The sequence below is a fragment of the Sulfurimonas crateris genome, assembly GCF_005217605.1.
GTDB classification, from domain to species: domain Bacteria; phylum Campylobacterota; class Campylobacteria; order Campylobacterales; family Sulfurimonadaceae; genus Sulfurimonas; species Sulfurimonas crateris.
The window spans coordinates 227,577-240,294 of sequence record NZ_SZPX01000004.1 but is presented as its reverse complement, the minus strand read 5'-3'; the positions used below and the strand labels follow the sequence as shown (position 1 = coordinate 240,294).

At 38.1% G+C, this 12,718-nt stretch carries 9 protein-coding genes; 4 read left to right on the top strand and 5 right to left on the bottom strand.

The features are described 5' to 3' along the window. On the top strand, positions 1-1,871 hold a 1,871-nt coding region (locus tag FCU45_RS06680; protein ID WP_137013580.1), incomplete at its 5' end, for a VCBS domain-containing protein. Between the two features lie 39 nt (positions 1,872-1,910). Here FCU45_RS06680 and FCU45_RS06675 read toward each other — a convergent pair. From FCU45_RS06675 to FCU45_RS06660, 4 genes are read right to left on the bottom strand one after another with little or no spacing between them, the layout of a single operon-like run. Next, positions 1,911-2,516, bottom strand: coding sequence for a response regulator transcription factor (locus tag FCU45_RS06675; RefSeq protein ID WP_137013578.1), 606 nt, complete (start codon positions 2,514-2,516; stop codon positions 1,911-1,913). After that, positions 2,517-3,863 (bottom strand): HlyD family type I secretion periplasmic adaptor subunit, encoded by a 1,347-nt coding sequence (locus FCU45_RS06670; RefSeq protein WP_246032260.1) that lies wholly within the window; start codon positions 3,861-3,863, stop codon positions 2,517-2,519. It lies immediately after the preceding gene. Further along, positions 3,844-6,018: a type I secretion system permease/ATPase gene (locus tag FCU45_RS06665; RefSeq protein WP_137013574.1), complete on the bottom strand. Its 2,175-nt coding sequence runs from the start codon at positions 6,016-6,018 to the stop codon at positions 3,844-3,846. Before FCU45_RS06665 ends, FCU45_RS06670 begins: the two co-directional genes overlap by 20 nt. A gap of 40 nt (positions 6,019-6,058) precedes the next feature. Further along, complete coding sequence (locus FCU45_RS06660; protein WP_137013572.1) at positions 6,059-7,399, bottom strand: TolC family outer membrane protein; 1,341 nt, start codon at positions 7,397-7,399, stop codon at positions 6,059-6,061. A 171-nt stretch (positions 7,400-7,570) separates the two neighbouring features. On the opposite strand from FCU45_RS06660, the gene FCU45_RS06655 reads away from it, so the two are divergent. Then, a complete protein-coding gene (locus tag FCU45_RS06655; RefSeq protein WP_137013570.1) occupies positions 7,571-10,603 on the top strand; it encodes a MutS-related protein in 3,033 nt (1,010 codons plus the stop codon). A 1-nt stretch (position 10,604) separates the two neighbouring features. On the opposite strand, the gene FCU45_RS06650 is transcribed toward FCU45_RS06655, so the two are convergent. Next, positions 10,605-11,030, bottom strand: a complete 426-nt coding sequence (locus tag FCU45_RS06650) for a hypothetical protein (protein ID WP_137013568.1) — start codon at positions 11,028-11,030, stop codon at positions 10,605-10,607. Positions 11,031-11,193: 163 nt separating this feature from the next. Between FCU45_RS06650 and dapE the strand changes: the two genes are divergently transcribed. Continuing rightward, positions 11,194-12,291 (top strand): succinyl-diaminopimelate desuccinylase, encoded by a 1,098-nt coding sequence (dapE, locus tag FCU45_RS06645; protein WP_137013566.1) that lies wholly within the window; start codon positions 11,194-11,196, stop codon positions 12,289-12,291. Between the two features lie 6 nt (positions 12,292-12,297). Continuing rightward, a complete protein-coding gene (locus FCU45_RS06640) occupies positions 12,298-12,687 on the top strand; it encodes a thioredoxin family protein (RefSeq protein ID WP_137013564.1) in 390 nt (129 codons plus the stop codon). Positions 12,688-12,718 lie beyond the last annotated feature (31 nt).

The window sequence follows — 12,718 nt, the reverse complement described above, 5'->3', positions numbered from 1 at the left end:
GAGAGTGGACATACGAAGTTTCTAACGCAGCAGTTCAATACCTTGGCGAAGCTCAAACAAAAGTTGAGACATTCACTGTCCAAAGCGTAGACGGTACTACTCATGATATTACTATTACAATCACAGGTACAAACGACACTCCGATATTAAACGATAATTTTGCGCAAGTAGATGAAGCGGCATTAACCATAGGAACTAGCAGTATAAGCGATGCAGAAACAGCAAGCGGCAATCTTTTAAGTGATGATATTTTGCCGACCGGTGCAGTTCTTAGCGGTGTATCTATTGCAGATGGCACTACGGCAGTAGGTACGGATACGATCACGGTCACAACGGCTGAGGGTAATGAACTTATAGTTGATATAGCTACTGGTGATTATACTTATACTCTTATAAATCCTGTTGACCACTCTGTGTCAGAGAATGCTACTGACATATTTACATATAGTGTTACGGACTCATTAGGAGTGACTCAGAGTGCAAATTTAATAGTTACAATTGCTGATGATGCCCCTATTATAAACAATACAACATCTATTAATGTATCTTCTCCAGATGCAGTTAATACAAATATTGTATTTACTCTAGATGTCTCAGGTTCGATGGATGATATAGTTACCGGAACAACAACTCGTTTTGATATTGCAAAACAGGCATTACTAGACACCATAAATGCTTACTCCAAGCAAGGTGATGTAAATGTAAACTTAACGCTATTTAACGGCGGTGCGGTAAGTTTAGGCTGGAAAAATGAAACAGAGATATTGGATTACTTAAGCAAATTGACAATGAATCACTCTACAAACACTGTTTTGTACGACGGCTCGACAATTACAGGTCTGACAAGTGTATATACAAACTATGAGGCTGCTTTAGAGACTACATCTTTAACATATAATACAGGATTGCCGGTGGCAGACAATACGGTTGCCTACTTTATCTCCGACGGTGCTCCGACTGTAGAAAATAATGAGGGCAAAGATGTCAAGAGGAATGTAGGAACCGATAGTGAGAGCGGTTGGTTAGATACTCCATATGTAACTAATTGGACAACTTTTATTGATTCAAATAATATAGATCTAAATGTTATAGGGATCGGAGATAATCTTTCTACTTATTACTTAGACCTTGTTCAAGTGCAAGACGGTAAAAGCGCTATTGTTGTAAGTGATGCTACACAGTTAAGTGATACAATAACGTCAAATATAGAGATAGTAGAGGGAAGTTTATATAGCTTGGATGGTTCTGTGGGCATTAGTTTCGGTGCAGACGGAGGAAACATCTCTGAGTTGACATACAATAACATTTTATATACTTATGATGCCGGTAATCCGAAGCAGGAAATTACTCTTAGCGAAGGTACAATGGAACTTGATTTTGACACTGGAGACTATATATACACATCTACTGTAAGCTCAGGTAATTATTTGTCGGAAGAGTTCAATATAACTGTAGTTGATAATGACGGTGACAGCCATACTGATGTGTTAAATCTAAAGATAGTAAACGACACTATTACATTTGAATCTGCAACAGATGTTGATGCAGGAGCTGGTTATGATATTTTAGTTGTTGAAAGCTCTATAGATTTTAGCTTAGTAACCAATGAGATAAAAAATATAGAAGAGATACATTTAGGTGATGGTGTACAAGATATAAGTTTATCGCTCAACGATGTTATGAGTATTACAGATGAGGATAATATTTTATATGTTACAGGAGATACAGAAGATAGTGTTTCTTTAAAAACAACAGACAATTGGAGCGCATCAGCTAATCAAAGTCAGGCAGGCTTTAATGAATATACATCAACGCAAGACACAACAGTTAAGCTTCAGATTCAAGATGATATAGAGGTTAAGTACTCTTAAGTAAATCAGAAACAGCACATAGATTTTTATGTGCTGTTTTTATTTAAGAAGTAAAGCTAAAGAGAGTCTATCGTTGACATGAAGTTTTGAGAAGATTGAGCTTGCATGAGCTTTTACAGTTCTTGTAGTTATCTCTAGCTCTGATGCTATTGCATCGTTTGTAAACCCTTTTAGTATCAAAAAAAGTACTTGAGACTCTTTTTCTGACAATCTCTCCTCAATCAACTTTTTAGAGTCTTCACTGAGCGCGTTTTTGTTGTCTGTTTTTACTAAAAAAGCCGTAAGTTCAGGGTATGTCCATATTTTTCCATCAGTAACAGTTTTAATCATTTTATCGAAGTGAGTAGCATGCATCTTAGAATTTCCGTATGCTTTAACTCCGCGAAGAACGAGCATTCTTCCCGTTACAACCGATGGCGCTTTTTCAAGAACTACTAAATTTTTTGGTATTAAAGCAGATGCAATAAGATTGTTCACATCCGGTGCGACAGAGTCATAGTCCGCTATTACGAAAACTTCTCTATCTGCTTTTAGCTCATCTTCAAGAGAGGAGCGTTCATAACACATAGTTGTCTTAAGATCTTTTTTTTTACTTTTCCACTCATCAAGAGTATTAAAGTCTGAACTAAAAAGTACTATTTTCATCTATTTTTCCGAAAAAACATATTGTTTTGATTTTAGTATAGGTTTTAAAATATATCCCATAACTGTTTTCTTTCCTGTTACAATATCAACATTTACAGTCATCCCCGGGATGATATGCAGCGGATTTGCTTCCGTGCCTAAGTAGTTTTTTTCTGTAATAATATGTATGATGTAAAAGGTGTTGTCTTTATTGTCGGTAACGGTGCTAGGCGATATATTGACTACTTTGCCCACAAGTCCGCCGTGAATGGCATAATCGTAAGCGGAGATCTTTACTTTTGCCTCAGCTCCCGGATGTATAAATGCAATGTCGCTAGGTTTTATTTTAATCTCTAAAAAAAGCTTTTTATTTGTCGGAACTATCTCTAGCAGATCTGCCCCAGGTTTTACTACTCCGCCAACGGTGTTAATAAATAGTTTTTGAACGATTCCGTCAACGGGAGATTTAACCATTGTTCTCTCAACTTGGTCACTGTAGGCTATCTGTTGGGTCTTAAGTCTGGAGATCTCAGCAACGACTTCGCTCAGCTCCTTCTTTGCCGTATTTATAAAGAGCTGTTTTGACTCCTCTTTTTTGTTTTTTACCTCTTCGATAGCTGAATATAGTCTTGGAAGAGAGAGTCTTGTCGCTTCTATGTCATTTTCTATGTTGCTGGCTTCTCTTTTAAGTTTCAAAAAATCAACTTTTGATTTAATTCCCTCTTTAACCATCGGCTCCGTCATCTCAATCTCTTGGGTTACGAACATTAAAGACTTTTGCAGAGACTTTACTCTTGCTTCGGCTTCTTTATAAGCCTGCTCTTTTTGTTCTATTTGGCTTTCAAAGGAACTGCTCTTTGCATTAAACTCCTTCTTGTTCGAGTTATATAGATTTTTAGAGAGAGCAATCTGTTTTTGTAGCTCTTGATCGTCTGTATGCACTTCTTGAAACGGCAGTTGGTTCGCTTCGGCATAAAGTCTCAATCTCTTTGCCTCAAGTTCATAGTATGACACCTTGTTTGTTTTAGAGCTAGAGACTGATTTTGCATTGTTTATTTTTAGAAGAATCTCTCCCTCTTTAACAACTTGTCCCTCTTCAACTAAAATTGACTCTACGATACCGCCCTCTAGGTTTTGAATAATTTGATTTTGTCCGTAAGGGATTACATCTCCGTCTCCCCTTGTTATCTCATCTACTTCTGTAAATGATGCCCAGATCAAAAAAGCAAAAATAGTAAAAAGCCATATCTTGATGACTCTGCTCATTTTTGAGGGTGTTTGTTCCAAAACTGCAGCACTAAGGCTGTTCATAAACTCATAGTCGTTTTTTGTATACTCAAATGGCTTACTATTTTTTTTCAAGACCATTTCCTTGGTTGTTTTGGAGTTTCTTGAGTGCTTCCTCTTTAGGAGCATCTATGAAAATTTTTCCTTCATTCATAACAATCACTCTATCTACTATTTTTAAAAGAGTCATCTTCTGGGTAACTATCAGCGCAGTTTTTCTTTTTAGTGCCACAGACATATTATCTAGAAGTTTTGTCTCCGTCATCTGATCCATAGCGTTACTAGGCTCGTCAAGCAGCATAATAGGAGAGTCTAGCAGAAATGCACGAGCAATTCCGATGCTCTGTCTTTGACCACCTGATAGCCCCTGCCCGCGCTCTCCTATTGGCATCTCATACCCTTTAGGGTGTTTTTTTATAAAGTCTGAAGTTGTACTGATCTGTGCGGCGCGAATCATAGATGAATCACTTGCGTGTGTTGCACAAAAGGTAATATTATCTTTTACTGTTCCGCGGAAAAGCATAATATCTTGCGATACATAGCCGATATTTTTTCTCAAATCTGCAGGGTCTATCTGTTTTATATCTATACCGTCTATAAGAATCTGACCTGAATCAGGTTCATAGAGCCCTAAGATCAACTTCTCAATAGTGCTCTTGCCTGAACCTATTCTGCCTATAATGGCGATATGCTCTCCTGGGTTAATAGTAAAAGAGACATTTTTGAGTGCCGGTACGTCACTGTTTGGATAAGAGAAGGTGACGTCTGCAAACTCTATGTGGCCGCTGAAATTAGGCTTTTGCAGAAATTTTTTGCCGTTAGGTCTTTCACTTGGCTGAGAAATTATCTCATTTAAGATTTCGTAAGATGTCTTTGTATCTTCGTAGTTTGTTAAAAGTGCCGCAACTTGACCCATCGGTGCCAATATTCTTGATGTTAGTATTACAATGGCTATAAGTCCACCAAGAGATAGCTCGAACTCTTGAATAAGATAGACACCTGCAACAATTATCATAACGGTGTTCAGCTGGATAAGAAACTGAGTTACTGTAGGTATAGATGCCGACAAAAGTCTAGACTTTAGACTTTTTGAGGCTATCTCTCCTGTTGATTCTTCCCACTTCCATTGAGATTGGTTGATTGCGCCTAGAGTTTTTAAAGTCTCTATATTGTTAAGAGACTCTATAAGGATAGAGCTTTTTTTGGCATTTGCCTCATGTGTGCTCTCTATGCTCTCTTGAAGCGGTTTTTTTATGATCAAAGCATAAGTTATTATAAAAAACATGGTAATTATTGGAATAAGAACAATCCAGCCGCCTATATAACCGACTACAAGGAGGAATATAACGGTAAATGGAAGATCTATGATAGCCGTCATTGTAGCATTTGTAAGAAAGCTTCTAATAGAGTCAAAATCCTTTATATTACTTGCAAAAGAGCCGACAGATGCGGGATGATGAGCCATTTTTAGATCTAGCACTTTTTCAAAGATTATCGATGACATAATGACATCGCTCTTTTTCGCAGCCGATTCGAGGAGATAGGTCCTGGTGAATTTCAAAAATGTATCTATAATATAAACTACACTTACCCCGATTGCAAAGACCCAAAGAGTTTCAATAGCATTGTTTGGCACTACTCTGTCATAAACATTCATAGTAAAAAGCGGAGCAGCAAGCACAAAGAGATTTATTAGCAGTGAAGCGTATAGTACATCTTTGTATATCGGTAATGAGAGTTTTATTGTGCTCCAGAACCAGTGTTTCTGGTTAAGATGAAGTGTTCTGGAGTTTTTTTCGCCGTACTCAAAAGCTTTTTTTATCATAAAGCCAAAGCCGATATACTCATCTTCCAAGACTTCTATATCTACCCATTGCTCAATCGCTTCTTCCGCAGGCATAACGATCTTTGCCATTGTGCCGTCTTTATTGAAGCTGTCTAAAATACATGCCCCTTGGTTGGAAAGAAGAAGTATCATAGGTAGTTGCAAAGGTGAAATTTGAGACAGAGGTCTTTTAATAAGTGAAGACTTTAGTCCCGCTTTTTCAGCGGCACGGGAAAAAAGACCCTTTGCATTATCTATTGAAAAAAGTTCAGGAGAATCGCTTCCTGGCTCTATAGGCAATCCTGCCGTTAGAGCTTCGGCTGAAAATGGTTTGTGATATAGCTTTGTAAACAGTACCAAGCAGTCAAGCAAGGCATCCATTTTTAAATTCTCAGCTCTTGTTAAAAGCATTTGGGACCTTTTGAAATCTTATTTTGTATAATTGTCTTAGTTATCTATCATAAGAGATCGGTAGTTTATCACTATTTTTTGGAGTTTCTCCATTAAGTCCTACGCTTGCGTATGATGTGTTCTCTTCTCCAAGAACCGTTGAAACTAGAGTTCCCATAGCATCTAGAACTCTATATTTTGCAAAAAGCAGATTGTATTCTGTATTTATGATCTGTGCTTTTGCTGCAATAAAATCATTTTGAGCAGATAGAAGATCAAGCAGCGAGCGACGACCCAGATCATACTCTTTAGAGTAGAGAGTTAGAGTTTTAAGTGAGAATCTTTTATATTCGTTTAGATGTTCAAGCTGTGATGATAGTTTTTCATTTGCAGACCATGCAAGGTTCATCCCCTCAATAACTTCACGTCTTAATTTATCTTTTGTCTCAATCTCCTGATGGATAGAGCTTATGCTTTTTTGAACTTCAGCCTTATCTGCAAAGCCGTTAAAGAAGTTGTACTTCAGGTATACCATAGCTCTTAGGTTATCGTAATTGCCCTCGATGCCGCTTAGGTTTTTATTCATACTTTTAGATACTTCAAGATCTATAGATGGGAAAAAAGGAGCTTTTTTCTCTTCGAATCTCTCTCTTGCCATCTTTATATTATAAGTACCTACAAGAAGAGACGGGTTGTTTTGCACTGCAAGCTTAGTTGCTTCTTCTATAGTTTGAGGAAGTGCTACATCTTGCGGTCTTGTCATTGCAGAAGGTTCTAGATAGCGTCCGAGCAATCTTTTCATTTTGTGCATTGCATCAAGAAGAGTATTTTCTTGAACGACGTAGTTTGATTTTGCAAGAGAGAGCGCAGATTCGATCTTGTTTACTTCTGAGAGTGTAGTAAGCCCAGAGTCGTAGAGTTTTTGTACTTTTTTAAATATCTCTGTATTTATCTCTATGTTCTCTTTTTGTATATTAAGAAGTTCGCTGTTTTTCATCACTTCTAAATAGCTGTTTAGCGTCTCAAAAGAGGTGTCATTTACTTTCTCTACATAGCTGTAAGCCGCAGCCGTAGTTCTGTTTTTTTGCTGTCCTACTCTGTGAGTTGTCTCAAAACCGTTAAAGAGATTGTGTGTGTAAGTGATAGAGTTTTGATAAACACTATAATCAAACTCTTGGTCTACCGGTTTTTCACCATCCTCTTTACCAATTCCCATAGATAAGTCTATCTTTGGAAAATATCCAGCCTGAGCGGTTGTAATGTCCTCTTTGGTTGCATTGTAGTTTTTAAGTCTCTCTAAAATAATCGGGTTTGTCGAGAGAATTTCGTTGATTGTAGTTTTTATATCTTGAGAGAAGAGGGCAGTTGCCAGCGTTAGTGCCAGAGCTATTTTGATGTTCATAGATTAGATTCCCTATTATTAGATTTTGTTTTTTGTGATTATAGTAAAGTTTTATTTTGTTGTCAATAAAATGTCATAAATTTATCTTATATTTTAATAGAGGTGTTACTTTTTATTAAATACTCTTTGTGATATAATCCACTTTATTAAAAATAAAGATAAAAGTGATTTATGTTTGCATCTGAGATAAACTCTATTTTAAACAACAAAGAGAAGCTTCTTACTCAAGTATATTTTGAGCTGCAGAGGTATTTTGAAGAGAAGTACGGGCGAGATACCGTTGTTTTTATGGAGATAGGGACCTTCTTTGAAGTTTATGAGATAAACAACGACGAAGAGCAGGTCGGAAAAGCAAAAGAGATCGCCGAACTCTTAAATATCCAGTTGACCAAAAAAAATAAAAACATCATTGAAAATAGCGATAAAAACCCTCTCTTAGCAGGAGTTCCTGCTGTCTCTTTTGAGAGATACCTAAGCCGTCTTATTTCGGAGCAGAAATACACCGTAGTAGTTATAAAGCAGAAGGGAAATCCTCCAAAAATAAGCCGATATGTCTCACAGATAGTCTCTCCGGGAACAAATTTTGACTACATCATCGACAATGACGATAACTATATAGCATCAATTTTGATTGACAAACATAAAGGCATATATACAGTAGGCTACAGCGCGATCGACGTAACTACAGGAAAAACATGGTTATATGAGAGTCACGGAACAAGCGAAGACCCCTCTTATGCATTAGATGAGCTATTTAATCTGCTAAACACCTACCGCACTTCAGAAGTTGTTGTGACATTTTTGGACGGAGTCGATGACCAGCGCCGTGTCATGCACTATCTTGAAATTCCCGAGCATTACAACTACAGCGTAAACAACAAAAGAGAAAAAATCGAGTTTCAAAACAAGCTTTTTCGCGAGGTATATCAAATTCAATCTCTACTATCTGCCATAGAGCATCTAGACCTTGAGAGAAGTCCGATGATTACCGAGTCGCTCGCGATACTTATTGACTTTGTGATCGAACACGACATCCACATCATTCAGAAACTGGATTATCCAAAAATAATAGACAACCGCCGTTTTATGTACCTTGGAAACAGCGCGCTTGAACAGATGGGCGTTATCTCAAGAGATAAAAAAGAGTTCACTCTTTTAAAGATGCTTGATAAGAGTGCAACGGCAATAGGGCGAAGACTTCTAAAAGAGAGACTCTTAAACCCTATTATGGAGAGGGAGGAGCTTGAGAGAAGATACGACTTAATAGAGAAGGTCTCATCACATACAAGATATCTTGATGAGATAATGCGCGGAGTTTATGATCTTGAGAGACTCTCACGCAGACTCGATCTTGGCAAGTTGCACCCTTTTGAGATGAACCACATCTACGACTCGATGCTGAGTGTCAAAGAGCTGATACGATATGCCAAAAAACATAAGATACAAAAGATACCCTTTCACGAAAGCGAAGTCGATGAGTTTTTAAGAGATATTGCCAAGAGCATAGATCTGGATGTATCCCGCCGTTTTACAAATGCAACGGTAGATGAGAACTTCTTAATGAGTGGTGTCGATGAGACGATCGACACTTTGGTAAAAGAGAACAGAACCTTTTTTAAGGCATTTGAAGAGATCGTCTCAAAGATCGAGCTTATGCTTGAGGATGCCAATGCACTAAGCAGCTCAAAATTGGTCACTTTAGGCTTTTTAGAAAAAGAGGGCTACTATATCTCTCTTAGCAAAAACAGATTTTCGATGATAGAGTCTGAGTTTAAAAGATCTGAGGATTTTAAAGATTTTGCGGTTAAAAAACTGACAAACAACGTAAAGATAACATCCAGCTTCACCGATGACATCTCAGATACTATTATGAAAAACCGCCGCAAAATAATCACTCTTGCAAAAGAGAGATTTATTCAGCTTCAAGGTGTTTATGAGAGAAGATACTCTCTTCTTTTTGATAGGGTGATAAACTATGTCGCCGACTTGGATGTAGGTGTCAGCTCATCAAAAGCAGCCGAGATGTACAAACACTCAAGACCTATGATAGTGGATGTAGAAGCGGATGAAAATTTTATGCAGATAATGCAGCTTCGCCACCCGCTTATAGAGATACAGGAGAATAGCGGTATCTATGTTCCAAACGACATAGTTATGGGGGAGCGCTCATACATGGATCTTCCCCACCCGACAACCGTGATGCTCGACTCTACGCTCCATGACGGTCATCAGATCAACGGAGTCTTGCTCTACGGCATAAACTCAAGCGGAAAATCTTCACTAATGAAGAGTATCGGACTTGCAACACTTATGGCTCAGGCAGGTTTTTTTGTAAGTGCATCTGTTATGAAGTTCTCACTTTTTGATTCTCTCTTTACAAGGATCGTATCAAGAGACAACCTTGCAAAAGGGCTCTCAACTTTTGCCGTTGAGATGCTGGAGCTTAAAAATATTTTTAACCGTGCAACCGTGCGCTCACTGATCCTTGGAGATGAGATAAGCCACGGAACAGAGACGCTCTCAGGCGTTGCCATAGTCTCAAGCGCCATCATCAAGCTCTCATCTCTGCGCTCTATATTTCTTTTTGCCACACATCTTCATCAGCTCTCAACCATGCAGGAGATAAGAGCGCTTAAAAACGTCGTAGATCTGCACCTTAGCGTAGAGTATGATGAGATGTCAGATAAGCTTATATTTAACAGAGTCCTTCAAGCAGGAAGCGGAAGCAGTATATACGGGCTGGAGTTCGCAAAGTCTCTTCATATGGACAGCGAATTTTTAGATACGGCAAACAGGATCAGAAAAAGACTTGCAAAGGATTTTGACGAGTTAGAACTTCTTGTTAAGAAAAAAACGAGCAAATACAACAAAGAGCTCTATGTGACCAAATGTATTATATGCGGTGCAATGGCAGATGACGTACATCATATAAACCATAAATCATTGGCAGATGCAAAAGGCTTTATTGATCACTTTCACAAGGACTCTAAGCATAATCTTGTTCCGCTGTGTAAAGAGCACCATAAAGCGATACATGAGGGTAAGATCAAAGTAGAGGGTTTTGTGATGACAAGCAACGGTTTAGAGTTGAAGTATGAGGAGCAGCTGCGCAAAAAAAGTGAGCAAAAGGATACCGAACCGGAGATAAACAAGACAAAAGAGAATGCAAATCCAAAAGGATTCGCTTTGGATGATTGGGATTAGATCAGCTTATAGCAGCTAACTTGCTCTCTACCTCAATATGGTAAAGAAACTCTTCAAGCGTGTCAAAAAGATAATTGGTCATTTTTGGAGCACTTTCATACTCAATAGATGTAGTTACCTCCATAAACAAGTCCTCGCTCAGACAGCTCTCTTCAACCTGTTTTTGAAGATTTAAAGCGGCTCTCTGGGAAGATTCGGAATCGATACAGTCAAAAACAACACAAGATAGGTTTTTATCCAGAGATATATACTTGTCCGTTTTTCTTTTAACGTCTATTATCTCTCTAAGATCGATATTTTTGGTACAGTAGACAATGGCAACCGCAAAATTGATGTGATATCTCTTGTTTCTGTAGGAGTATTCATCTAAATTGTTTATAATCTTTTCAACGTAGTTTTGACGGTTATCTTTGATTTCTGCTAGCATAACAAATAGATCCTCGAATAATTTTGCTGCTATTCTAGCATAAAATGCTTTATGAAAAACTATTAGTAACAATTTTTTCTTTAACGGGAATTACAATTTACAAAGTGTGAAAAATAATAACATATAGTATAATTCGCGATCAGTTAAAAAGATTAGGCAATATATGAAAACATTAGAACTTTTTAAATACATGGTAGAACAAAAGAGTGAGACGCCTGATGACGGCGGGCTTTTGGATTTTATTGAGAGTTATTTAGACGATTTTAAAGCTGTGCGTGTAGATGTAGAGGGCGTTAAAAACCTCTTTATTTATAAAAAATTTAGTGAGGGTGAACATCTCTGTTTTGCAGGACATGTAGATGTAGTTCCTGTGGGGAACGGTTGGAATACAAACCCCTATGAAGCCGTAGAAAAGGACGGTTACATATACGGACGCGGCACTCAGGATATGAAAAGCGGTGTTGCTGCATTTGTTCAAGCCCTAAAAGAGACAAAAGATTTCAAAGGAACACTCTCTGCACTTTTAACCTCAGATGAAGAGGGCGAGGGAACTTACGGAACGATAGAGGTCTTAAAATACCTAAAAGAGAACTCTATGCTTCCAGATGCCGCAGTCGTAGCTGAGCCTACATGCGAGGTAGAGTTCGGCGATGCTATTAAAGTCGGCCGCAGAGGCTCAATAAACGGATATATAACCATAAAGGGCAAGCAGGGACATGCTGCCTATCCTGAGAAATCTATAAACCCGATAGACCTTATTGCTCCAAGACTCTCAAATATGGCTGGAATGGATCTGGACAACGGAGATGAGTTCTTTGCACCGAGCAAATTTGTCATCACAGACATACGTGCGGGTATGCAGGTGACAAACGTGACTCCAAATGAGCTCAAATTGATGTTTAATGTAAGAAATACAACGCTTACATCGCAAAAAGAGGTGAGAGAGTTTGTGGCTAAAAATCTTGAGGGGGTGGATTATGAGCTGAAACTCACTCAAGGCTCATACCCATTTAAAACAGATACAGATACAAAGCTTGTAAGAAATATAGATGGCGCAGTAGAAAAAGTAACGGGCATTAAACCCAAGCACTCCACAGCAGGCGGAACTTCAGATGCAAGGCACATGGCTCCGATGGGAATCGACGTTGTAGAGTTTGGTGTAATAAATGATACAATTCATGCAGTAAATGAAAGAACGACGGCAAAAGAGGTCGAGTCTCTTTATGAAGTTTTTAAAAATTTAATAGATACGTGGGAGTAAGATAGTATGAGATATTTACTTTTAGTGATGCTGTTTGTCTTTAATCTTAGTGCTTTTGATTGGCCGAGTGATTACGATGAAGCATTGGCAGAGGCAAAAAAGGAGAAGAAAGATATCTATCTTTTTATAGGTTCTGAGTATTGCAGATATTGCGAAAAGTTTGAAAAAGAGGTTCTATCTCAAGATGAGGTGATACAGAGGCTTAAAAAGAGTTACGTACTTATCTATCTCTCAAGAGACATAGACGATATTCCTTCTCACCTTGAGACAACCCCTGTTCCAAGACATTACTTTTTGACAAAAGATGGCAAAGTGATCCTGACGACTATCGGCGGCAGAAGCGTTGAGGGCTTTTATGAACTCTTGGATGAAGTAAAAGAGGCAAAAGAGTTTTAATTTTGCAGGAACTTTAATAAACTAATAAAAA

Coding starts and splice junctions, on each gene's coding strand:
- FCU45_RS06650 (WP_137013568.1), bottom strand. CDS start 11,030: ATGCTAGCAGAAATCAAAGATAACCGTCAAAACTACGTTGAAAAGATT.
- FCU45_RS06655 (WP_137013570.1), top strand. CDS start 7,571: ATGTTTGCATCTGAGATAAACTCTATTTTAAACAACAAAGAGAAGCTT.
- FCU45_RS06665 (WP_137013574.1), bottom strand. CDS start 6,018: ATGCTTTTAACAAGAGCTGAGAATTTAAAAATGGATGCCTTGCTTGAC.
- dapE (WP_137013566.1), top strand. CDS start 11,194: ATGAAAACATTAGAACTTTTTAAATACATGGTAGAACAAAAGAGTGAG.
- FCU45_RS06675 (WP_137013578.1), bottom strand. CDS start 2,516: ATGAAAATAGTACTTTTTAGTTCAGACTTTAATACTCTTGATGAGTGG.
- FCU45_RS06660 (WP_137013572.1), bottom strand. CDS start 7,399: ATGAACATCAAAATAGCTCTGGCACTAACGCTGGCAACTGCCCTCTTC.
- FCU45_RS06640 (WP_137013564.1), top strand. CDS start 12,298: ATGAGATATTTACTTTTAGTGATGCTGTTTGTCTTTAATCTTAGTGCT.
- FCU45_RS06670 (WP_246032260.1), bottom strand. CDS start 3,863: ATGGTCTTGAAAAAAAATAGTAAGCCATTTGAGTATACAAAAAACGAC.